23 protein-coding genes are annotated in these 22,161 nt (G+C 41.0%); all 23 read right to left on the bottom strand.

Annotation, left to right across the window (positions count from 1 at the left end):
* Positions 1-173 precede the first annotated feature (173 nt).
* The 23 genes from F6X55_RS10950 to flgL all read right to left on the bottom strand — a co-directional run bounded on the left by F6X55_RS10950 (position 174) and on the right by flgL (position 22,160).
* Positions 174-1,280, bottom strand: a complete 1,107-nt coding sequence (locus F6X55_RS10950; protein WP_035427020.1) for an AI-2E family transporter — start codon at positions 1,278-1,280, stop codon at positions 174-176.
* Between the two features lie 310 nt (positions 1,281-1,590).
* Positions 1,591-2,689 (bottom strand): peptide chain release factor 2 gene (gene prfB / locus F6X55_RS10945; RefSeq protein ID WP_235162508.1). Its coding sequence is split into 2 segments (ribosomal slippage): positions 1,591-2,625 and positions 2,627-2,689, totalling 1,098 coding nucleotides; the frame shifts between segments, so codons are not numbered across the junction.
* A 101-nt stretch (positions 2,690-2,790) separates the two neighbouring features.
* Positions 2,791-5,301, bottom strand: a complete 2,511-nt coding sequence (secA, locus tag F6X55_RS10940) for a preprotein translocase subunit SecA (protein WP_153463217.1) — start codon at positions 5,299-5,301, stop codon at positions 2,791-2,793.
* Positions 5,302-5,488: 187 nt separating this feature from the next.
* Positions 5,489-5,725, bottom strand: a complete 237-nt coding sequence (locus F6X55_RS10935) for a hypothetical protein (protein ID WP_153463215.1) — start codon at positions 5,723-5,725, stop codon at positions 5,489-5,491.
* A gap of 477 nt (positions 5,726-6,202) precedes the next feature.
* Positions 6,203-6,775, bottom strand: a complete 573-nt coding sequence (hpf, locus tag F6X55_RS10930; protein ID WP_153463213.1) for a ribosome hibernation-promoting factor, HPF/YfiA family — start codon at positions 6,773-6,775, stop codon at positions 6,203-6,205.
* A gap of 187 nt (positions 6,776-6,962) precedes the next feature.
* Positions 6,963-7,319 carry a flagellar protein FliT gene (fliT, locus tag F6X55_RS10925; protein ID WP_035427022.1) on the bottom strand — a complete coding sequence of 119 codons (357 nt, stop codon included), beginning with the start codon at positions 7,317-7,319 and terminating at the stop codon, positions 6,963-6,965.
* A complete protein-coding gene (gene fliS, locus F6X55_RS10920) occupies positions 7,316-7,717 on the bottom strand; it encodes a flagellar export chaperone FliS (protein WP_026570964.1) in 402 nt (133 codons plus the stop codon). The genes fliT and fliS overlap by 4 nt, the downstream gene beginning before the upstream one ends.
* 26 nt (positions 7,718-7,743) lie before the next feature.
* Positions 7,744-9,255: a flagellar hook-associated protein 2 gene (locus F6X55_RS10915; protein WP_035427025.1), complete on the bottom strand. Its 1,512-nt coding sequence runs from the start codon at positions 9,253-9,255 to the stop codon at positions 7,744-7,746.
* A gap of 14 nt (positions 9,256-9,269) precedes the next feature.
* A complete protein-coding gene (gene flaG / locus F6X55_RS10910) occupies positions 9,270-9,647 on the bottom strand; it encodes a flagellar protein FlaG (protein WP_026570966.1) in 378 nt (125 codons plus the stop codon).
* A 129-nt stretch (positions 9,648-9,776) separates the two neighbouring features.
* Entirely contained in the window at positions 9,777-10,838 is a 1,062-nt protein-coding gene (locus tag F6X55_RS10905; protein WP_153463211.1) for an NAD(P)/FAD-dependent oxidoreductase, read from the bottom strand.
* Positions 10,839-11,035: 197 nt separating this feature from the next.
* On the bottom strand, positions 11,036-11,323 hold the full coding sequence (locus F6X55_RS10900) for an SH3 domain-containing protein (protein WP_153463209.1): 288 nt from the start codon (positions 11,321-11,323) through the stop codon (positions 11,036-11,038).
* The gene (locus tag F6X55_RS10895) at positions 11,277-12,689 is read right to left on the bottom strand and encodes a hypothetical protein (protein WP_153463207.1); all 1,413 of its coding nucleotides are present in this window, start codon (positions 12,687-12,689) and stop codon (positions 11,277-11,279) included. Before F6X55_RS10895 ends, F6X55_RS10900 begins: the two co-directional genes overlap by 47 nt.
* Before the next feature lie 2 nt (positions 12,690-12,691).
* Positions 12,692-13,279 carry a hypothetical protein gene (locus F6X55_RS10890; protein WP_026772263.1) on the bottom strand — a complete coding sequence of 196 codons (588 nt, stop codon included), beginning with the start codon at positions 13,277-13,279 and terminating at the stop codon, positions 12,692-12,694.
* A 113-nt stretch (positions 13,280-13,392) separates the two neighbouring features.
* Complete coding sequence (locus tag F6X55_RS10885) at positions 13,393-14,586, bottom strand: acylneuraminate cytidylyltransferase (protein ID WP_153463205.1); 1,194 nt, start codon at positions 14,584-14,586, stop codon at positions 13,393-13,395.
* Positions 14,583-15,461 carry an N-acetylneuraminate synthase family protein gene (locus F6X55_RS10880; protein WP_153463203.1) on the bottom strand — a complete coding sequence of 293 codons (879 nt, stop codon included), beginning with the start codon at positions 15,459-15,461 and terminating at the stop codon, positions 14,583-14,585. Before F6X55_RS10880 ends, F6X55_RS10885 begins: the two co-directional genes overlap by 4 nt.
* A 31-nt stretch (positions 15,462-15,492) precedes the next feature.
* Complete coding sequence (locus F6X55_RS10875) at positions 15,493-16,161, bottom strand: TylF/MycF/NovP-related O-methyltransferase (RefSeq protein WP_153463201.1); 669 nt, start codon at positions 16,159-16,161, stop codon at positions 15,493-15,495.
* A complete protein-coding gene (locus F6X55_RS10870) occupies positions 16,162-18,033 on the bottom strand; it encodes a motility associated factor glycosyltransferase family protein (RefSeq protein WP_153463199.1) in 1,872 nt (623 codons plus the stop codon).
* Positions 18,023-18,631 (bottom strand): hypothetical protein, encoded by a 609-nt coding sequence (locus F6X55_RS10865; RefSeq protein ID WP_153463197.1) that lies wholly within the window; start codon positions 18,629-18,631, stop codon positions 18,023-18,025. The genes F6X55_RS10870 and F6X55_RS10865 overlap by 11 nt, the downstream gene beginning before the upstream one ends.
* A gap of 144 nt (positions 18,632-18,775) precedes the next feature.
* Positions 18,776-19,798, bottom strand: a complete 1,023-nt coding sequence (locus tag F6X55_RS10860; protein ID WP_153463195.1) for a flagellin N-terminal helical domain-containing protein — start codon at positions 19,796-19,798, stop codon at positions 18,776-18,778.
* 126 nt (positions 19,799-19,924) lie between these two features.
* Positions 19,925-20,155 (bottom strand): carbon storage regulator CsrA, encoded by a 231-nt coding sequence (gene csrA, locus F6X55_RS10855; RefSeq protein WP_026570974.1) that lies wholly within the window; start codon positions 20,153-20,155, stop codon positions 19,925-19,927.
* A gap of 2 nt (positions 20,156-20,157) precedes the next feature.
* On the bottom strand, positions 20,158-20,610 hold the full coding sequence (fliW, locus tag F6X55_RS10850) for a flagellar assembly protein FliW (protein WP_026570975.1): 453 nt from the start codon (positions 20,608-20,610) through the stop codon (positions 20,158-20,160).
* Between the two features lie 13 nt (positions 20,611-20,623).
* A complete protein-coding gene (locus F6X55_RS10845) occupies positions 20,624-21,214 on the bottom strand; it encodes a DUF6470 family protein (RefSeq protein ID WP_153463193.1) in 591 nt (196 codons plus the stop codon).
* Positions 21,215-21,290: 76 nt separating this feature from the next.
* Positions 21,291-22,160 (bottom strand): flagellar hook-associated protein FlgL, encoded by an 870-nt coding sequence (flgL, locus tag F6X55_RS10840; protein ID WP_153463191.1) that lies wholly within the window; start codon positions 22,158-22,160, stop codon positions 21,291-21,293.
* Position 22,161 lies beyond the last annotated feature (1 nt).

Raw genomic sequence — 22,161 nt, 5'->3', positions numbered from 1 at the left:
ATCATAACACCCCGTTCATCAAATAGCAGAGAAGGACAACCTTCCCCACCCAACCTTAAGGAGTATATCATGACCGCAAGCCGGTAACAAGACTTTGGGGACAGTCCCCCACCACGTTAGCTCATTAGCGCGACAACGCTTTACCAAGCTAAATCGGCAGGGGGCGTCCCCATTCATACTTGTTCTTCAGATTTTGCTTTGCGGTGGATAAGGATGAATCGGTACATGTTGACGACGATCGATTTCCCTACTGCATAAGCGGGAACTGCCAAAATCAAACCGATGATGCCTCCGAAATTGGCTGCTACAAGCAATATTAAGATGACTGTCAACGGATGGATGTCCAGCTTTTTTCCCATTACTTGAGGAGAGATAAAGTTGCTGTCGATTTGCTGAACGATGACGATCACCAGCAGGACAAGCAATGCTTTTACAGGCGACTCCGTAAAGCCGACGATCACAGCAGGTGCTGTCCCGATAAACGGTCCGATAAATGGGACGACGTTTGTCACTGTTGCAACGACCCCCAGCACCAGGGAAAATTCCAATCCGAGAATGAAGTAACCTATCGTAAGCAGTGTACCAACACAAAGGCTGACTATCAGCTGCCCTTGAATATAGGAGCTTAATGCATGATCCAAATCCTTCAGTACTTTTCTTCCCTCGCTCTCATATTTGTTGGGAGTGAAGCGCAAGAGCCTGTTTGGCAGCTTGCCGCCTTCGCGCAGCATGTAAAACAGAATAAATGGAACGGTAACAAGTAATACCACAATATTCGTTATCGTGGTGATTACCGACACAATATTGGAGCCTATCGACTCCAGCGAACTGCTAAGGTAATCTCCGGCCTTGCTGACCAGTTGATCAGTGGAAACATTGCCATTCTCCTGAAACCGCTGAACCCAGCCATTGCTTTGTACATCTGCAATCCAGCCTTGCACACTATCGACTATCTGAGGGATATTTTCCACAAGTCTGGAAAATTGCTGCTGTAAAGGCGGACCGATCAGAAAGACGAGTCCTGTCAGTACTCCGGCGGCCAATAAATAAACCAGCAAAATCGCCAGAGAATCCGGCATATATTTACTTCCAAAGTGGACAAACGGCCTCATCAAATAGTATAAAACACCGGCAACAATGAGCGGAGCCGCCAGCGTTGTAAAGATAATGACAAGCGGGGTGAACACAAAACTCACCAAATCCAATAAATAAATAATCAATAACAACAAAATAATTCCCACAGCCGGGACAAACCACTTGCGTTTCGTCAATTCATGCATAACGTCACTTCCTCTTCTTTTCTTACCTATACAAATAATAGCCTAACTGCCAGCCTGGTAAACGTAGGAAAGAGGATTGATGAGGGCCCGACTGTCTTCCGTTAAATATGAAAAGCGCCGTGCCCCGGTCACCGGTCACCAGCAACACACAAGTATTTCTGCTTCTCCTTCAAAATGATCAACGTAATGCGCTGCTTGATTTCCACTGAGGCATTCAGATGCTTCTCACTCATTCTCCAATCCTCATCAATCTCCATGATCGAAAAAAAGACTGGTAAATGCAACTTGGCACTTCCAGTCTTTCTAATCCTTACATTTGAGAACGTAAGTAAGCATCGATGAACGGATCGATGTCTCCGTCCATGACGCCTTGCGTATTTCCGATTTCATGATTGGTGCGGTGATCCTTGACCATGGAATAAGGATGGAATACATACGAACGAATTTGGCTTCCCCAGCCTATTTCCTTCTGTTCTCCACGGATTTCATTCAACTCTTGCTGCTGTTTTTCGATTTCCAATTGATACAGTTTCGCTTTCAACATCTTCATCGCTTGTTCCCTGTTCTTAATCTGGGAACGTTCCGATTGACAAGTAACAACGGTGTTCGTCGGGATGTGAGTGATCCGGACCGCGGAATCCGTGGTGTTAACGTGCTGTCCGCCGGCACCGCTGGAACGGTAAGTGTCGATTTTCAAATCTTCCGTTTGCACGTCTACATCGATACTGTCATCCAGCTCTGGCATCACTTCACAGGAAACAAAGGATGTATGCCTTCTTCCCGAAGAGTCGAACGGCGATATCCGGACCAGACGATGTACGCCCTTTTCCGCTTTCAAGTAACCATATGCATTATGCCCTTTAATCAAAAGGGTTACACTTTTCACTCCTGCCTCTTCACCAGGCAGATAATCCATCGTTTCCACCTTGAAATTCTTTCTTTCCGCCCAGCGTGTGTACATCCGCAGCAGCATGCTGGCCCAGTCCTGGGATTCTGTACCGCCTGCACCTGGGTGCAGTTCCAGGATTGCATTGTTTTTGTCATACGGCTCCGACAACAAAATGAACAACTCGTAATTGTTGAGTGCTTCCGTCAATTTGTTGACCTCCGACTCTAATTCCTCACGAAGATCCTCATCATTTTCCTCTTTGACAAGTTCATAGGATACTTCCAAGTTTTCATGGGCTTCTTCATGTTTATCGAAGTTTTCAACAAGTTCCTTCAAACCGTTCACTTCGTTGATGACCTTTTGTGCTTCCTGCTGGTCATCCCAGAAGTCCGGTGCAGTCATTTCTTCTTCCAATTCAGCGATACGGGCCCTCTTTTGTTCTAAGTCAAAGAGACCCCCTGAAGTCCGCTAATCGCTTAGCCATTTTGTCCAACTCTTGCCTTATTTCCACTAATTCCATTTTGTCGTCACCTCAAATGATTGTTTATCAACGTTTTCCCGTTCCGGACAACGGAAAACACTTCCTGCTAAAGAAGTGTCTTCCTTTCCTCTGCTTGAGCATTAGCGCCCGTGACAGTTTTTATATTTTTTCCCGCTGCCGCATGGACAAGGGTCATTTCTGCCTACTGTGTCCGTTTTGACATACGGCTTTTTCGTTTTCTTCTTCTCTTCTTGGCCGCCGGAAACAGCCTGCGTATTCTTGACTACTTCTTCCCGCTGGAGGTTTTCCCTGATTTGTGCCTTCATGACATACTTGGAAACCTCTTCTTCGATGGCAGCGATCATTTGTTCAAACATCGCAAAGCCTTCCATTTGATACTCACGGAGTGGATCATTTTGACCATATGCACGCAGGTGGATCCCCTGACGTAACTGATCCATTTGGTCGATATGGTCCATCCATTTTGTATCTACCGAACGGAGCAGGATGACCTTTTCGAATTCGCGCATTTGTTCAGGTGTCAATTCTTCTTCTTTCTTGTCGTAGCGCTGCTTCGCTTTTTCGAAGATTACATCGATCATTTCCTCCGGATCTTTTCCGGTCAAATCATCGACTGTAATGTCCTCTCGTTCCAGCAGGTTGGCATGCAGATATTCGACCAACGCGTTCAAGTCCCAGTTTTCTTCCTCTTCATCAGAAGTATAGGATTGAACGGTCCTCTCGATCGTAGACTGCATCATCCGCTCGATGATTTCGCGGAGATCATCGGAATCAATCACTTCGAAACGCTGTTTGTAGATGATTTCCCTTTGCTGACGTAGTACATCGTCATAGGAAAGAATCGTTTTACGAGCATCGAAGTTGTTGCCTTCGACTCGTTTTTGAGCAGATTCGACGGCCCTGGAAACCATTTTACTCTCAATCGGCTGGGTATCATCCATGCCGAAACGCTCCATCATCGCTTTCATGTTGTCAGAACCGAAACGGCGCATCAATTCATCTTCCATGGAAAGATAAAATTGCGTTACACCCGGGTCTCCTTGACGACCGGAACGACCACGCAGCTGGTTATCAATCCGGCGGGATTCATGTCGCTCTGTGCCAATAACGGCTAGACCGCCCAGTTCTTTGACGCCCTCTCCTAGTTTAATATCGGTACCGCGTCCGGCCATGTTGGTGGCAATCGTAACAGCACCCTTTTGTCCGGCATCCTCAATGATTTCTGCTTCACGATAATGGTTTTTCGCATTCAACACATTATGTGGGACACCCGCTTTTTTCAATAGCTTGGAAATCAACTCGGACGTTTCGACGGCAACCGTACCGACAAGTACCGGCTGTCCAGCTTCATGCCGTTCTTTGATTTCCTCGACCACTGCCCGGAATTTCCCTTCCATCGACTGGTAGATGAGATCCGCTTTGTCATCACGAATGATCGGCTTGTTGGTCGGAATCACCATAACATCCATGTTGTAAATATTGCGGAATTCCTCTTCCTCTGTTTTTGCCGTACCGGTCATCCCGGAAAGTTTTTCATACATCCGGAAAAAGTTCTGGAAAGTAATCGATGCCAAGGTCATGCTTTCGTTTTGAATCTGCAAGCCTTCTTTTGCCTCAATCGCCTGATGCAACCCATCACTATAACGCCGGCCTTTCATCAAGCGGCCTGTAAACTGATCGACAATGACGACTTCCCCTTCTTCCACCACATAGTCGGTATCACGGTGCATCGAAACATGGGCCTTCAAGGCCTGGTTGATATGGTGTGTCAAGGTTACATTGTTCAAATCAAACAAGTTCTCTATTCCGAAAAAGCGTTCCGCTTTGTTGATCCCTTCTTCGGTCAGTTGAACCCCTTTTGTTTTTTCATCATATGTGTAATCTTCTTCATTGCGAAGTGTACGCACATAAGCATTCGCCTGCTGGTAAAGACTCGCCGATTTTTGAGCCGAGCCGGAAATGATCAAAGGCGTTCTCGCTTCGTCGATCAAAATCGAGTCTACTTCATCAATGATGGCAAAATGCAACGGTCGTTGCACCATCTGTTCTTTGTAGAGCACCATATTGTCACGCAAATAATCGAAACCATATTCATTGTTGGTTCCATAGGTGATGTCCGCAGCATAGGCGGCACGTTTTTCGTCTTTGCTCAACCCGTTGCTGTTGATGCCGACCGTGAGTCCTAAAAATTGAAACAGTTCGCCCATCTGGTTGGCATCACGTTCAGCCAAATAATCGTTGACCGTGACGATATGGACACCTTTTCCAGTCAAAGCATTCAGGTAGGCGGGCATGGTTGAAGCAAGGGTTTTACCCTCCCCTGTCTTCATCTCCGCAATATTTCCTTCATGCAGGGCTATCGCACCCAGTAACTGGACAGGGAATGGACGCATATTCAACACGCGCTTGGCGCCTTCTCTGACAACTGCATATGCTTCCGGCAACATACTGTCCAAGTCTTCTCCATTTTGATAACGCTCTTTAAATGCTTCTGTTTTATTTCGTAACTCTTCATCTGTCAATCGCTCGTATTCAGGTTCCAGCGCTTCTATTTCATCTGCGGTTTTTTGCAGACGGTTCACTTGACGTTGGTTACCATCCCCGAAAACTTTCTTCAGTAATCCACGCATGTAAAACGCTCCTCTTTATTTAGGAAAGCTCATAAAACAGGCTTTCTTTCTCCTATATTTTAAATCTGTAAGAAATAGGTTAGTCCAAAATCAATAATAACACTAGCGGGGGGCGATGACAAGAAAGCGCCGGGGAATGGAGTCAGGCTTTTCCAGATAGATAAAATAAGCAGCCCGGAGGAGCGGGCTACTTATGCAGGCGAGGGAGCATAGAGGTGACGTGCGAGGCTTTGGGAGGCACGGTGAAACGGGGATCATGCTGTTGAAAGAAGTAAACTTTCTCGAACTTGATATGCTTCGCTTCTAATTCTGCCAGCTTCCTGTTGGTCACAGCGATGATTTCCAGCAGCTGGGTGATCGTATCTTCGTGTTGCTTCAGGATACTTTTTTGGTATTCACATTGTTTGCAATGGCCGACTGCCATATGCGCTCCCTCCCTTGAGGTATGGAATAAATGGACGGAACAGGCCGGAGAGGGTAAGCGCCGCCATTTTTATCCAGCCTGTTTCCGTGTTAAGTATGTTATACCATACGATTTATTTCCCGGAAAATCGCCATTTACTTAAAACCCAAAGAAAATCCCCCTGAAACGATACGTTTGCCAGGAGGATTTTCTGAATTTAAATGGTAATATAACTCGCAAACTATAAGTTTGGCGAAAAGAAAATATTTTTAAAAAAGGGATATGAAATACAAGGCGTGCAGCGATGCTGCTTTAGAAAGTAAATTCACAAAAGAAGGGAAAGGTTAGATCGGACACTGACAAGGGCGGTTCTCACATGACTAAAACAAAACAACGGTCCAGCGATCAATATCTGCTGGACCGTTTCTTTACAAAAATAGAACATGGAATTTATTCTGACTTCATACTTGTCAATTATCATTTTGATTAAGGAAGCAATTAAGCCTCATTCGGTTCGATTAAACCGTAACGGCCGTCCCGCCGGCGATAGACGACATTCGTATCACCTGTAATCGAGTTGGTGAATACATAGAAAGCGTGGCCCAGCATATCCATTTGCAGGACTGCTTCCTCTGAATCCATCGGTTTCAAATTGAAACGCTTGGTACGGACGATTTCAACGCCCGCATCTTCTTCCATTTCTTCCTGATTCAATTGGCTTTCCAACGCCTCCTGTTCGAGTTCTGCGAAAACATGTTTAGGAGCGCCGTTTTGCCGGGATTTTCGATTGACTTTTGTTTTATATTTACGGATTTGCCGTTCTAATTTATCCACTACAAGGTCGATGGCAGCATATAAATCGCTGTGTCGTTCCTCTGCCCGCAACAGCAGATTGGTCATCGGGATGGTTACTTCGATTACCTGCTCATCATTATAGACACCTAGATTAACATATACATCGGATGTTGGCGGTTTTTCAAAATACCGTTCTAGCTTACTGATCTTCTTCTCCACGTAACTGCTTATGGATTCAGTCACCTCTAGATTCTCACCACGAATGTTGAATTTCATGTCAGTGCCTCCTTTTTAACCTTATGTATTTATTATTCCACAATACCCTGTCCAATTCCTGCCTAAACGAAGAAATCATTTGTCGAATTTGTGTCGAAAGATTAAGTAAAAAGACATTCTCTACTCCTAATCCAATCCCGCTTCACAGGATTTATCCAATAAAAAAAAGGCGTCGAACGCCTCTTTTTCACTTCTTTTGATCTAAAAACATACCATCATAATTCGCTAATTGTTTATAAGGATTAGTATATTTATGGTTAGAGTTTTTTTGCTTTTTGACTGTTTTCATTTCTGTTCGCAACCTCATCAGTAACTGTTTCAGGCTGTCATGAACTTCCCGGTTTATCGGCAGTAAAGCGCGCCCTGTTTCCATTTCTTCCTCGGAATAAGGTGATGCAATTCCTTCTATCAAAGTGTCTCTGTGTTCGAGCACTCTATTAATCTCTGAAATGGTCTCTTCACGCTGGTCTGCAGGAATTTCTCCCTTTAACTTCTCGCTTAGTTCCAGGGTAATATCATAAAGAGGCTGGATCCGGTTCTTCATGCTTGGGCTCCCCGGCCATATTGTTTTTGTCTATTTAGTTTGATGACTTCCTTCCAAGTATCACGGAACTCTTCCACCAAGCCCATAACTTCTTCCAGGATTTCCTTATCGTTATTTATGTTCGCTTCCATAAGCCGACGATTTATATAATCATAAATAGGCAGGATTTCCTTGGAAATTTCGGCTTTTTGATCAAGAGTGACCATTAATTCCTGAATGATTTTTTGAGCCTTTTGTATATTGATGTTTTTTAGTTCATGGTTTCCTGCTTCAATATCCTTGACTGCCTGTTTTGTGAACTTGAGGCATCCGTTATATAGCATCAGCGTCAATTCCCCTGGCGAAGCGGTTGTCACGGAATTATTTTTATACGCCTGGTATTGCTGTTGCATTGACATTTGTGTAAAACACTCCCCATAACATATTATCCATTAAATTGTTGCATCAAATAAGAAGATTGTTCATTCATTCTTTGAATTGCTTTCTCCATCGCAGTAAATTGGCTCCAGTATCGGTCTTCGATTTGGGTCAATCGATCTTGAAATTGATCGATCCTGCTATCCATATCCTTAAGGCGTTTCCCCATCGTATATTGTTCAAGTGTTTGATATCCTTTACCAGCTCTTTCTTCTATTCTATTTACTGTAGAATTGATGGAATCATCAAGACGGTTGACAATCCCCCGTCCCTCACCTTCCACATCGTTTGAGAAGAGCTTGTATACTGAATCAGGATCTTTTTGAAGTGCTTCACGCAATTTCTTCTCGGTTACGATCAATTTTCCCCCGTCTAAGTAATTCGGAGAAGTTTCAATCCCTATTTCAGATAAATGAGAGAACTCACTTTCATTGTTGATTTCCGAATACCAGTCCTGCCGCATACTGAAAATCCCCGAGGAAAGTATCGAGTCACCTTTTAACAATCCGCTTTTCGCTTTCTCTTCCCATAACTCAATTTCCTTGTCTGACATTTCTTCTTTTTGGGCATCTGTTAATGGTTTATAATCACGATATCTTTCTTCGCTCAAACTTCCGTTCACCTTTTCAATCACTTCATTGTACTTATCGACAAATTCCATGATTTTTTCTACAGAAGCATCCACGTCATTACTGACGGTTATATTGGCGGAACCATTTGTTATGTCATTGAAGTTAAATGTCACGCCGTTTAGAGTCGTTGAGTTTGTTTTGGACTTCAACGTAATAGCGCCATTGTATATGAATTCTGCATCTTGCGCAGCCTTCTCCTGACCAAGCTGCAAGGTGCCTGTAAAAAACCCGGAGGTGTCTGCGCTGAAATCGATTTCCGGGCCTCCTTCATTATGTACACCTGCTTCTGTTCGCTCCATTACGACTTTATCCGCTTGTACGTCATAAAAAGCACGTACTCCGTTATCTTGGTTTGTAATCTTCGTCAACACACTATTTAATGTATCGTTTTCTGTAATGTCAATTTCGTATTCTGTTCCTTCTCCATTTTCATATGTGGTGAATTTCATCGTACTAGGTACTGTAACACCGCCGGTAAAATTCTGCTCAGATAGTTTGCCGAACGGATTTATCTTTTCAGTTCCTCCAGAAATCCCTTGGGTACTGACATTCACTGCAGCCTCTGCCAACTGAGTCACTTCAATGTTATAGGTTCCATTTGAAGCTGAGGCAGCTGCCGTGGCTGATACTGCATTTTCTTGTGACGAGGAAGCCTGTCTGGTACTATAGACTTTTTGATATTTCATTTTCTGAACCAGATCATCTAATTCAGATAAACTTTTGTTTACATCCCTGTAAGCATCGCGCTGCCAAGTTGTCCACGTTTTGTCTTGCTCCATCTTTTGCAGCGGGATACGCTCAGCTTCCATTAAATCATTGACTAGTTGATCGATGTCCATCCCGGAAGCCAAACCGCCAATTCGCATACTATTTACATTGTTTACCATTTTTTCACCAGCCTTTAAATCTTTTCATCGACAATAAATCCCATGAATTCAGCCATTGCTGCATAGACATCAAGAAGCTTTTTCGGTGGTATTTCCTTGATTACTTCCTTTGTATCCGTGTCTATCACTGTTACATAATACTTTTCAAGCTTGTCATGCAATTCAAACTTGAGACCAGTATGAGTCGGCTCTAAAAATTCATTCAGTGCGTCGATAGTGTTTTGGACTTGATTTTTTTCATTTTCTTCTTTATACGCACCATTAATTACTTCAAAATCAGTTTGTTCACTAACAGGTTCATTAATGGACCTTTCTCTTGCAGTTGTAGAAAACTCAAGTTGTTCAGTCTTTTGCAGGAGTTGGGATCCAGATAAAATCTTCCCAACGTTCATGACAAAAGCCACTCCTATTCTATGTAGTTTCTTTTTATATCGGCAAGACATTTAAAAAGTAAAGGTTCATCCGAAAAATATATAATAAAACGGATAGGACATCTCCTATCCGTTCACCAATACTGAATGCTAGTGTCGTTTGTTCAGCCACAGCACACCCGATTTGGCCAGGCGAGGCAACAATCCTGTCACCGGCTGCTGCAGCATATTTCCAAAACCGTCCGATTTGCCCAATGAGCCTAAAGCTCCTTTTAACTTGATTTCTTTCGGCTGTTCCGGCGCATTGTCGTTTAACAATGCAAGCAGTACATCCGCTATTTGTTCCCCCTGTTGTCCAGCCAGCTGTGCACTGGGCGAATGCACAGAAGAAGCACAGTCCCCCACAACATATACCGTCGGATGAGAAGGAACCTGATAATAATCATTTAGCACTATCTTATTCTGTCGGTCCTTCGAGAATGGAAGCTCCCGGACCAAATAATTTGGCTGTACACCTGCAGTCCAAATTGTAACATCATTCACAAAGCAAACCCCATTGTTGCATACACCGTCTTTTTCGACATATTCGACATTTGCCTTGTGAATGACTTCGACGTCATTTTTGGCAAACCATTCTTCCACGTAATTTTGAATTTTCGAGTTGAACGCACTCAACACCGTTTCCCCACGATCGAGCAACCTTACGTTCAAGTCCGGCCGGCTTTCCCTGATTTCGGATGCTACCTCAATACCGCTTAAACCGGCACCCACGATGGCAACCTTACCATATGCTTTTAAGTCGCCGACTGCGACACTTCCATGTCTGGCCCGTGAAATGGTTTGCACGCTCTCGGTAAACTCCGCTGCTCCTTCAATGCCGTGGTAATTGTCTTCACAGCCCAACCCGATCACCAAGTAATGGTATGGGACAGCATCCGTCAACCCTTGGACAAGAATCTGCTTATCGTCCACGTCGATTTTTTCAATCTCTCCATACACATAATCAACCTGCCCGTGCTTCGGAAACTCCATTCTTACTTCCCTGTCTGCTTTTGTCCCGGCAGCTATTGCATAAAATTCTGTTTTCAACGAATGGTAAGGATTCCTGTCGATCAACGTAATATGGACATCTCCAGGTAATCCACCATCCAAAAGTTTATTCAGAATTTTAACCCCTCCGTAGCCGCCGCCCAGTATCACTAATCTCCTCATACCTTAACCCCTTATCTGTTCTAGTTGACTGGCTATGTATGCGCTGTTAACGGACACAAGCGCTTACACCGTTACCCCACTTTAAAGAGTATCAAAAAAGCTGTCGAATGACTAGAGGAAATAAGAAGGTTGTGAGACTTTCTTCTTATAAATTTGAACCCGGTATTTTTTACAAGAAATACCGGGTTTTCCTTTGTTTATTTTTCCTGCACAATCTTACTGCTGATCCAGCCCGTTGTTCCATCTAGTGTTTTCACTTGGTACCATTCGATTTGCGATTCATCCATATTAGAAACACCTTCATACGTTAGGTCCGTATCGGGAGTAGCAACGGCGACGATATCGGAATCCAGACTGGCACTGGCACGAATATTCGCACCATCTGTAGTAATTTGTAAAACTGTCGTCTCCCTTTTGCCCGTTGGCTGCTCTATTTCCTTATTGAAATTTATGATGCTTGATACCAAAGTCCTTGGCAAAATCACTAATAATGATCGTCAAATTCAGTAAGTCTGAGTCTTGCTCAAATATCCATGCTTCTTCCCCATGTCGATTCCCCAATGTCTCAATTGTCCGCTCAAAATAGGTTAACAAGGATTCAAAATCAAGCTGTTTATCAACCTTCACACATGCCATCACATAATCTAGCAACAAATCAAGCTGAAGGGATAAATTCATTTTCAGTAAATCCTCATCGTCCACCAGGAAAGGGGACTGTTGGAATAATTCTTCCGAGAATTGAATATAGGCATGTTTATCCTCTAACCTATTTGCTTGACTCAGCAACGTGCTCCCATTTACAAGCTGGGCATAGTAAAGCACATCTTTACTCCCATTGATCGCTTGACGTGAAAGAGCAGGCTGTTGATTAATATAATGGTAAAACTCATTTGCGATTGCTTTAGCTCGATTTAACTCTTTTTTTTTAATATGGGAAGCAACAGTCCGGACGTTTTTTAGTGTCCACTTTTGGACATCTGGTTGTTTATCAGGGTGGACTGCCAGGGTGTATGTATCATGCAGCAGGTTCAACTCCTGAATTGTCAGCCACCTTTTGGCAAGTTCCTGTTGTACACTGATAAACAGCCCCCCATAAAGTGAAAGGAGAATATGTTGATAGTGCATCTTCAGGTTGTCCAGGTAACGCTCCAGCGTTTTCGTATAATAATCCCAAGCTTCTTCCACTGCTACCATGGAAGACTGTATTCTTTCATCATCATTATTAAAAGCACTCAATAAACCGCGTGCCGCTAAAGATCCAAATGGACCTCCCAACGCTCCACCTGCAAATGAAGCGACTATTTTAAAGAACGTTTTCCCACCGGCAGCATGTCGGATAGATGCTAAGAGCTCAATATATTCCTTCACTCGTTGAGCATACTCTCCAAGGCTCTCTTTCACTTCTTCCAATTCTATGTAAAGCCCCTGGGTTAAATAATCGAAAACGTCGGAGTCAAATTTATAAGCCTTAATAAGATTTCCATTTTCCTGTTTGGAGAAATTTTGTAAAGCATGATAGTAGCGTTTTTTTAATTTAGGAAACTTCAACGCCTGCTCGATGTCATGACTTACTTGCCGAACGTCCGTCAACTCAAAAAAGCGTTGGATGCATTGCTCATAGTCCTGTTTCGACTCTACCTTTTCTAGGTGCTGGTAGACTTCACGATTCAACTGTTTATACCGTGGAGTTATTTTTTTATAGACTAGATCAAGCATGTCATTGGTTTCACTATCGACAAATGCATTAATTTCATCTACCACATCTTTGTTTAAATGTTCGTTCATTCGTTGCCGAGCCGTCTTTATTTGAAAGAAAGGCTGGTCGAATAATTGTTCCGCTTCCGCCCCCATCTTTACAGCAACTCCGAAATCATATCGAAAATACCGGTGCCCTCAACAGCTGTTGCACCAAAGTCGAGCGTATCCATTACCGTTCCGATTTCATGAAAGCCTTCAAAGCTAGATATCCCTGGATCAGCAAAGCTTTCAAATTCGGGAAGTGACGGACTTACATGGGAATCAATGGTTAGCCCTTCTCCAATTGGATTATCCGTGACGGTAAAAGATGCACCATTGTTAAATTCATAATCCATTTCCCCCATGAAAGAAGGTTCACTGTATCCGATTGTTTGCCCAAAATCATTTTGAAATACTTCTCCACCGGTAATCGTTTCTCGTGCAGTCACCGTTTCCCCGGCTCCAAAGTCATAAATCGTTTCACCGCCAACTCCTTCACGAATATGTCCTTCTGCCATTCCTGAATCTCCAATGATGGTTGATGAACCATCTACACTAGGATTGATGGAAACAGCCACACTGCCATCAGATTCACGTATGTCATAACCGCCTTGAAAATTAGGTAAAACCTGTTGTTGTGTTAGTGATTCCTGGGTTTGGTGTATATTTTGAAACAAACCGCTCATTAGATCTTCTGTCGTCACTTTGATCACCGCCCTGTTTTTGTATATTTAAACTCTGCCAAAAATCCATCAAAACTCTTCGTTTTGATGGACCTATACCTTCACATTTAGCTATAATAAGATATCTCAATTTATTATTTTTTATTATCTAAAACAGAAAGGAAAAATTCTGTTACCTCCCTGACAGCTCCTTGTCCGCCCTTGGCAGCAGTGACATAGTCAACTTCATTTTTAATTAAACTCAACGCATCTTCGACTGAAAAACTTAAGCCTACTTTTCTTAATACTTCCAAATCATTAATGTCATCACCAATATAAGCTATTTCCTGATAGGTTAAGTTATAAAAGGCGGCTAATTCATCAATAACTTTGACTTTATTCTTAACACCCAAGTAAACTTGCTCAATTCCTAATTTTTCTCCACGTCGTTTTACAGCTTTGGAGTTCTCTCCAGTAATTATAGCTGTCTTTATACCTTTGGCATGTAGCAAAGAAACTCCCATACCATCTTTCGTATTGAATTTCTTAATTTCATCACCCTGTTCGGTATAGTACATTCCTGCATCCGTCAGTACACCGTCCGAATCCATTGCCACCAATTTTATATTCTTCACTTTTTCTTCAAGTTCATTTTTGCCGGAGCGTTTTAGTAGTTGTTCTACAATATTCCAATCTTGAGGCTCATCTATTTCAAAGTAACTATCTTCACTCATTTCATAGTGGCCTATATTACCTGAAATTCTGACCCCAGATTCAAGGAGCGCCGGTTTACTTGTTACGTAAAAAGCACCATTTTCTACTAAATACCCACTGAATTCTTGCCTTCTTGGCCTACCTTCAGGTTGATAATTAACAGGGATTACACTGCCATCCCTTTCTTCCCAAATAAATCTTTTCTGCCTAACTACTGATAAAAGACTGTCATATTTTCCTTTTAAGAATTTTTCGTAGCCGCAGTCCAAATCTCTAAATGTGAGCAATGGACTAGTAGCCTGGATCAAAAAAACATGCTTGAAAGTATATTTTTCTGCAAATTCCATCAATGCAGATTCAGTACTTGCCTCGTCCGTCGCTGTTTCAGCACTTCTTGTTATACAAACGATTTTGGCTGCAGCTTTATCATCAAACAAGTTTTTAAGTTCATCCACTTTGTTTGCGATTATTTCACTATCTGTACTTATATATACTTGATCAATATATTTGCTTTTTACGGCCGCAGACATTGTCCAGTAAATTAGTGGATAGTTATTCATCAATTTAATGTTCTTTAAAGGTATAGATTTACTTCCTCCACGTACTGGTATGAAAGCTACATTATTTTGAGTCATTGCACTACCATACTTCCTTTATACTTCAGTTTATCTCTTTGAACTTGTTCTATGTCTAACACATCTTTTTCTTTGTACTTCAGTGATTCCTCTACTGCCTTTAAATCTCTAACTAATCTCCGTAAACCATCTGGTTCAAGAGAAGCGGAATGATCAGTGCCTTTCCATGTCCGATCAAGTGTAAAATGTCTTTCCACCCAGGTTGCCCCCAAGGTATATGCAGCAATATCTACTGCAATTCCCAAATGGTGACCAGAAAATCCAATTTCTTTTACCACTTCTCCATACTTTTCTTTTAATCTGCTAATTTCTTTTAAACATATGTCTTGAAATGGAACAGGATATCCAGAAGTACAATTATATAAAACGACGTCTTTATTCCGGTTTTTTCTTACAAATAGAGCCACCAACTTATCAATTTCCTCTTTTGTAGTCATTCCCGTAGAAACATGAATTTCACCTTTGTAATTATCGCATAGCCATTCCAACATTTCCTCATAATTATTAAGTGCAGAAGGAATCTTTATTAAGGAAGGCTCCAGGGATGCTATTTCTTTTGCAGAAGTCATATCCCAAACAGATGTACTATAACTCAAGCCAAATTCTTCACAGTATTTTTTGAGTTCAGCATGTTGTTCAACTGTAAACTCCAAATACTCCCTATGCTCCCCATAAGTTTCGCCGTATGAATTTACAGGGTTAGGATGAGGGGCAAAATACTGATCACTTGTCAAAGATTCTTTTGGGTTGCGCTTTTGAAACTTAACAACCTCGGCCTTGCAAAAAATAGCAGCCATTTTTATCATTTCTTTAGCTATTTCCATCTCGCCTTTATGGTTACATCCGATTTCAGCAATTATTTTTGGTGTTGTCATATGAGCCTCCATATTTTTTAACAATTATTATTTAATTCTCATTCTTAATAATAAAATTTGGGGTTTTTGCAAATGGAAATTTCTTAATTTCTACATTCTTATCTTTGAAAAAGTCATCTACTGCCTTTGTCTCACCTGCAAATACTCCATAGTCATCCAAGATGAGGATGCCACCTATAGATATTTTGGGATATAAATTTTCCAATATTGTAACCGCTGGTTCATAAATATCCGTATCCAAGTTTAGTAGTGATATTTTTAATCCAGGATTCTTTTTAACGTATTCAGGTACTGTCTTCAAAATATCGCCTTCTATTAATTCAATTTGACTATTTATCCCTTTATTTTCAAGAACTTCGTATAATTGTTCTTTTGATATTCCTTCTTCTCCCGCCTCTTCTATAAAACGACGCCTTAATTCTTTATCTTCTGAGAAATGAGTATCAGGAAACCTTCCAAATGCATCGAAACCCAATATTTTTCTAGAGAAGGAGTTTTCAAACAACTCCCGAAACATAGCAAATCTGGCCAATGAAGCACCTTTAAACACCCCACATTCCACAATTGCTCCCGGAATGTTTAAGACTTTTTTATATAACTCATAGTGTGCGAGAATTTTTGAGATCCTTGATGGATCACACGATAAATAAAAGTCATTCTCATAGTCAAAACTTTTGTCAAAGTCAGGTAGTTGTATCATCTAGTATTCTCCTTTGAGTGATTCTTTAGCTGTTGTACTTTCAAGCTCTTGATAAAAAGGTAACGTCTGGTTTAAAGTTTTTTTGCATTCATAAATGAATCGGCTATAAGCTCTAACAATGGTTGTCCCTTTTACTATCTGATTATGTTCGAATTTTACATTTTTTACCTTTTTTTCAGTAAATTCAAAGGGAACTCGCAGCATGGGATGTAAAAAAGTCCGATAAAAGACATTCTTTCTAAGCTTTTTAAATTCTTTGTCTAAACCGACGAATTCTTTTTCAAGTTCCTTGGATTGCTTCCTGTCTGTTAAATATTCAATTTGTCGGAGCCTGGTAGTCAGTCCATCCATTATATTTCCAATTTCGGTCCTGGCTTTATCCATGTCCGATTGTCTTTTCCAAATATTTTCCACATTATAAAAATAGTTAAGATCGTGATACCATTTCTCATCCACCACAGCATTCGTCAACTTTTGATTAATTACTTCCTCAAGGCTTTCAAAAGTGGTGCCAGAGATGGCAGCCCCGCCTTTTGTCGTATTAATCACCTTCATTTTGGACTTTGAAATATAATATTCAAGTACTGATTTCATGCGCAAAAAGCTTTCATTGGTTAAAACTTCTTTTCCCTGAACATCTTTTACGGTCATTGCTTTATCCAGATCGCTTTTAGAAACCGAAGTACTCCTTCCCTCATACTCAATCCCAGATGAATAAAAACGGTTATCCCTGTATGCCAGATTTTGCCCGACCAGAATAACTGTACTTGCCTTTAGTCTGGAAAGAATCTGGAAGGTGATAATGGCAATAGAAGGTGCATCATCGACAATAAAATAATCCGAACGCTCTTCATCCAAATAGTATCCTGAAACCGTATCCTGGCTTGTGATAAAATGAATCTTAGGCCCAGGATAGTTCTCAAGAGTTTCAAAACCTACACTACTGCCAAAAATAAGAGGAATGTCGATTTTATTTGTTTTAATTTCTTCGACTACCAAATAATTCACCGCTTTAGGGTCGTAGGAGCAAACGGCATCGGGGATTATGCCATGTTTGATAAGTGTTTTGTTTGCTGAGCCTACCGCAAAAATATAAGCTAGACGGTTCTGTTTGATATATTTCAAATTTTCCAGTTCTTCATTTAGCGAGGGACCTGCAGAAACGATAATCACTGGATTATCTTTAAAAATGCCCTCATTTTTTTTGTGCAGAATGTTCGGTGTTTTGATGACTTCAGGAAAATTTTTCATACTATTGACCGTCCAGCGTTTTTCAAATGCTAAGTTTGTATGAAACGAGAACTTTTTGTTTTGCATGCTTTTTTTTAATTGCTTCAAAAAGGTTTGATAGGATTCTTTAAATACACGTTCATAACTTGGCAAAGGTACCAGCAGCATATTCCCGTTCAATTCGTTAGTATGATGGACAAGACTTTTCAGACTAGTCCTGGGCGAGGTCTCCAAGTATAGGTTGGTCAACTGTTTTACCGGCAGACTTTCTAATCGCTTAGTAGAGAGATAATGATAAAAGATAGCGGGGCTTGGTTCATACAATGAAAAAGAAATATTTGGAAACTCTTTCAAGAATGCTTCCACATGGTAGCCTAATCCCACTCCGTAGAATAACACATGTTGGTATTGGTCCATCTCATCTTTGTATTTTTGAACGAGACGCTCAGCTTCTTGTTCAGGGTTATATTTACTATGGAGTAGCAATGAACCACTTTCGGTACGCACTTGAAGAGTCGGTATTCCTGTTTTTGATTGAACCATTTCAATAGGTTCTTCTAATAACATTTCTTCATTTTCTTTGAAATAGTCTCTTATTTGCCGATAGTGCTTTCTTAAATAGTTAATGTTTTCAATTAACATTACTTCTTGTCCCTTCCCGGTCAATCGTTGTTGTTGTTTCAGTTTTCAATGAATTCAATACAGCCAGTACCTCATATTGAAGGATATCCGCAATAAGAATGTGATCCTGCGTATTTATTGCCTGTTCTAATGAGGAAAACTCAGCAACTAATGTAGCATGCAATCGGAGATAGGCATCCCAATTTCCCGGGTGATGCGAACCTTTGTCAATGGTATCGATGAGCTGATTCAACCATTGCAAGCCTTCTAAAAGTTGTCCAAGCTTTTTCCAGGTTTCATTAGTTGGTCCCTGGTATAATTCATCTATTAAAATTTCCAATTCAGGAATAGCTCCTGTTAAATAATCTTCTTTTGTGGTAAGGCAATCGTTCACGAATTGCTTAATGGACTTAAGGACAACCTTCACCTCTTGGATAGAAGCAATGTCTTCCTCAATTCTCAGTTCAAACTGATCAAAAATTTCCTCATCATCAATTATTAAGTGACTAAAGAACTGATTTGAATCAGAAACTTCGTTTTCAATTTTCTTGATGATGGACTCAACAGCGGATAATTTATTCTCTAATTCAAATGAATTGTCGTTAATTGTAAGAAGCACCTAATAAACCTCCCATAAACTTAGGTAATTATACTATTTATATCGGTAAAAATCGACAACTATCAAGTGTAATTTGTGTTTTATTTCTGCGAATATGAAAACACAAAAAAACCGCCGTCTAAAACGGCGGTTTTAAATACTATATTATTGAAGTAGTTGAAGAACACCTTGTGGCTGTTGATTAGCTTGAGCCAGCATAGATTGAGCAGCTTGAGAAAGGATATTGTTCTTGGTGAACGCCATCATTTCTTTAGCCATGTCTACGTCTCTGATACGAGATTCAGCAGCAGTAAGGTTTTCTGAAGAAGTACCCAAGTTGTTAATAGTATGTTCTAAACGATTTTGGTATGCACCTAGTTTAGAACGCTCAGCGGATACTGTTTCAATTGCAGAATTGATTGTATCAATTGCACTATTAGCGCCGGATTGAGAAGAAATGTCGATGCCTTTTACTCCTTCTGTTCCATCTGCAAAAGCCTCAGAAGCAGATAGAATTTGGTTACCAGAAGCTTCATAATAACCAGCCTCATCTACTGTAATTGCACCGGATCCACTTCCAATAGAGTCGCCTTTAGCATAAAAAGTTCCAGTCACAGCACCAGAACCCGATCCCACAGTAATGGTTGACGAAGAGCCAGAGCCACTAGTTACAAAATCTTGTCCTACTTGTAAAGTTTCAGCATCAACAGCATTGATAGATAGAGAAATATTTTGGTCTTCGTTGGCACCGATATGGAATTTACCTTCAAAGTTACCATCTAATAGTTTTTGTGTGTTGAACTCTGTATCGTCTGCAATACGAGTCAATTCTTCAGACAACTGGTTTACTTCTTTTTGAAGTTCAGCGCGGTCTGCGTCGGTGTTCGTATCGTTGGAAGATTGAACAGCCAATTCACGCATACGTTGAAGGATAGAGTGAGTTTCATTCATCGCACCTTCAGCAGTTTGAATCAAAGAAATGCCGTCTTGTGCATTGCTTTGCGCTTGATCCAATCCACGGATTTGTCCGCGCATTTTCTCAGAGATTGCAAGTCCTGCAGCATCGTCTCCAGCTTTGTTGATACGAAGACCTGAAGATAGTTTTTCCAGAGAGTTTTGAGTGGCATTCTGGTTGCCTGATAGCTGGCGGTGTGTGTTTAACGCCGCAATGTTGTGATTAATTCTCATTATTATTTCCTCCTTGAATGGTTAAATATATCCCACGTCCTTGTGGTCTCCACCGCATGAACCAAAGCGGCCGTCTTTGGCATCATTTGGTGTACATTTATATTATCGGAGAGAATTGCGTAATGTTTAACCTCTTTTTGAATTATTTTTTAATAAATTCAGCAAGTCTTTTGAAACGTGAGCAGCCTCATTGTTCTCACGCTTAATTTCGAGATAGATTTCCTTCCGATGGATGTCGATATGCTTTGGTGCAGTTATTCCCAGTTTTACTTGTTCTCCATCTATCTCTAATACTTTTAGTTCAATATCTTCTCCGATTTGAATTGCTTCATCTAATTTTCTGGTTAATACGAGCATCATTAATCCCCCTTCTCACTAGAGGAAATGGATTCAACATTGATCGGTTCCTTTGTACCATATCTTTTATTATTCGTTATAAACTGTTTTCCCATACAATTCCTGTTATTTATAACAAGGGGAGCCTGTAAATTTATCGTACTTTTTTCAAATGGCTCTTTTAATGAAATAATGGCCAAAATGACTACCTCTTGTTCTTCATTTATTTCTAATACATCTAAAATGGCTTTATCTAATTCAACCTCGTAACTACTGTTAAATTGATAAGGTGCAGTAACGATGAAGGCTAGTTGTTGGGTGTTGATAGATTGTAATATTTGAAAGACAGGGTTGTCTGGCAAATCTAACAAAACGAACTCCTTCTCTTCAATAAAACCCGGAATTCCATGTGGAAAAGCGATCACCTTTTCTCTATCTATCTCTACTTCTCCCAAATATTTTGTTTTTATTTTCATATTCATCATCCTTTTATATCAACATTTCAAAATCAATACCTTTAAATTTCAAATTTGCAAAGTCAATATCCAAACTCTCCTTTTGAAGAATAGATGTTTCTACTCCACCGGGTTGATTATTGATGATTGGCTTGTTCGGCTTATTTTCAATAATCGGTTCATGGGTTTGGACATTTATCTTCAGCTCGGACGGCTGGTAATCGGTTTTTACGGCAAAATGGGATGGAATCCAGCCAATATTGAATTGCTTCATTGGCTTTTCCCCATTTTGTTTTCCTTGGACGGCTATTGGATTTCCTCCATTTTCAATTTTCATCAGTTGCTCCCCTTGGCTCACTCTTCGCTGCATGCCCTTATATACTGCCTCTTTCCCTTTTTGGGCCGCTTCAGATATGCTCTTGGCAGCACTCTTAAGATTCATATCCTCCCAAGCTTTTGATTGATCAATAGTCATTTTGGACGGTATGCGTTGCATGGTAACTTCAGCATGGGGCTGTCTGATTGTTTGTTCCGCTTTTGGTTGTTTAATGGTTTGCTGTACCGGTGTCTGCGTGATTTGGATTTTTGCCAGTTTAGATTGCATTCTGACCTGCGGCAGTTGCATACGTGCTCCTCCATTCCCTTCATAGTAAAAAGCCTTGCCGCTCATATAGAGGGCAAGTGCTTTCACCAAAATTATTTTATCTTAGAAAATCTGTCAAAGTTGGCTGGATAATTCGTGACCCGGCACTGAGAGCGGCCCTATGAACACTCTCCTGAGTGGTTAGTTTCATGATGACTTTTTCTAAATCAATGTCTTCATTATCTGACATCATTTTGTTAGCTGTAACTTCTTGAGAAGAAAGGCGGTCTTCTATAAGATCTAACCTGTTCATGCGTGCACCTAAATCTGCTCGCTCGTTTACTACATTGTCGATATGATTATCCAGCGAAGAAATATTGGCATCCAATTCTTCATCAGGTATATCAGACCTCAAAGCATCAGAGAAAGCTTGAATATCGTCAAACAAATCACTACTGAATACTTCTCCGGCATCAATATTGGCTTTTAACTTAGTGCCGCTGGCCACTTCGACTAGAACGTCTCCGCCGCCTTCCTGGACTACACCATTTTCAACAGGAGGAATATCGGTTTTCGTTCCATTGAAAATATATTTCCCGTTCACTTTCGTATTGGCAATATCAGCCAAATGATCACGCAATTGATCGACTTCTTGTGCCATGTTTTCCCTTTGTCCATCTTCATACGTACCATTGCTGCCTTGAACCGCCAATTCCCTTAATCTTTGAAGAGCTTGCGTAGCTTGATCCAAAGCCGAATCTGAGTTGTCCATCCAGTTATGAACTTCACTTGTGTTTCGCTGATACTGCTCAATCTCCGTCACTTGCGTACGGTAATTCATACCTTTCATAGCGACAACCGGGTCATCAGAAGGGCGATTGATCTTTTTACCTGTAGACAACTGGTCCATATATTTCCCCAAGCTATCATAACTGTTACTTAAATTCCTCAACATATTATTCGATAACATACCTTGTGTTACGCGCATT

Source organism: Sediminibacillus terrae, assembly GCF_009602435.1.
GTDB lineage: Bacteria > Bacillota > Bacilli > Bacillales > Amphibacillaceae > Sediminibacillus > Sediminibacillus terrae.
The sequence above is the reverse complement of the archived record's forward strand: the minus strand, read 5'-3'. Positions and strand labels throughout refer to the sequence as shown.

What these genes read in the sequence shown, in the direction of transcription:
- fliT (WP_035427022.1), bottom strand. Translation starts at nt 7,319, where the DNA reads ATGAAGAACCGGATCCAGCCTCTTTATGATATTACCCTGGAACTAAGC.
- fliW (WP_026570975.1), bottom strand. Translation starts at nt 20,610, where the DNA reads ATGAAAATAAAAACAAAATATTTGGGAGAAGTAGAGATAGATAGAGAA.
- flgL (WP_153463191.1), bottom strand. Translation starts at nt 22,160, where the DNA reads ATGCGCGTAACACAAGGTATGTTATCGAATAATATGTTGAGGAATTTA.
- F6X55_RS10885 (WP_153463205.1), bottom strand. Translation starts at nt 14,586, where the DNA reads ATGACTCAAAATAATGTAGCTTTCATACCAGTACGTGGAGGAAGTAAA.
- flaG (WP_026570966.1), bottom strand. Translation starts at nt 9,647, where the DNA reads ATGAACGTTGGGAAGATTTTATCTGGATCCCAACTCCTGCAAAAGACT.
- F6X55_RS10950 (WP_035427020.1), bottom strand. Translation starts at nt 1,280, where the DNA reads ATGCATGAATTGACGAAACGCAAGTGGTTTGTCCCGGCTGTGGGAATT.
- F6X55_RS10935 (WP_153463215.1), bottom strand. Translation starts at nt 5,725, where the DNA reads ATGGCAGTCGGCCATTGCAAACAATGTGAATACCAAAAAAGTATCCTG.
- F6X55_RS10915 (WP_035427025.1), bottom strand. Translation starts at nt 9,255, where the DNA reads ATGGTAAACAATGTAAATAGTATGCGAATTGGCGGTTTGGCTTCCGGG.
- F6X55_RS10845 (WP_153463193.1), bottom strand. Translation starts at nt 21,214, where the DNA reads ATGCAACTGCCGCAGGTCAGAATGCAATCTAAACTGGCAAAAATCCAA.
- F6X55_RS10895 (WP_153463207.1), bottom strand. Translation starts at nt 12,689, where the DNA reads ATGGGGGCGGAAGCGGAACAATTATTCGACCAGCCTTTCTTTCAAATA.
- F6X55_RS10860 (WP_153463195.1), bottom strand. Translation starts at nt 19,798, where the DNA reads ATGAGAATTAATCACAACATTGCGGCGTTAAACACACACCGCCAGCTA.
- fliS (WP_026570964.1), bottom strand. Translation starts at nt 7,717, where the DNA reads ATGTCAATGCAACAGCAATACCAGGCGTATAAAAATAATTCCGTGACA.
- csrA (WP_026570974.1), bottom strand. Translation starts at nt 20,155, where the DNA reads ATGCTCGTATTAACCAGAAAATTAGATGAAGCAATTCAAATCGGAGAA.
- hpf (WP_153463213.1), bottom strand. Translation starts at nt 6,775, where the DNA reads ATGAAATTCAACATTCGTGGTGAGAATCTAGAGGTGACTGAATCCATA.
- F6X55_RS10880 (WP_153463203.1), bottom strand. Translation starts at nt 15,461, where the DNA reads ATGACAACACCAAAAATAATTGCTGAAATCGGATGTAACCATAAAGGC.
- F6X55_RS10870 (WP_153463199.1), bottom strand. Translation starts at nt 18,033, where the DNA reads ATGTTAATTGAAAACATTAACTATTTAAGAAAGCACTATCGGCAAATA.
- F6X55_RS10905 (WP_153463211.1), bottom strand. Translation starts at nt 10,838, where the DNA reads ATGAGGAGATTAGTGATACTGGGCGGCGGCTACGGAGGGGTTAAAATT.
- F6X55_RS10875 (WP_153463201.1), bottom strand. Translation starts at nt 16,161, where the DNA reads ATGATACAACTACCTGACTTTGACAAAAGTTTTGACTATGAGAATGAC.
- secA (WP_153463217.1), bottom strand. Translation starts at nt 5,301, where the DNA reads ATGCGTGGATTACTGAAGAAAGTTTTCGGGGATGGTAACCAACGTCAA.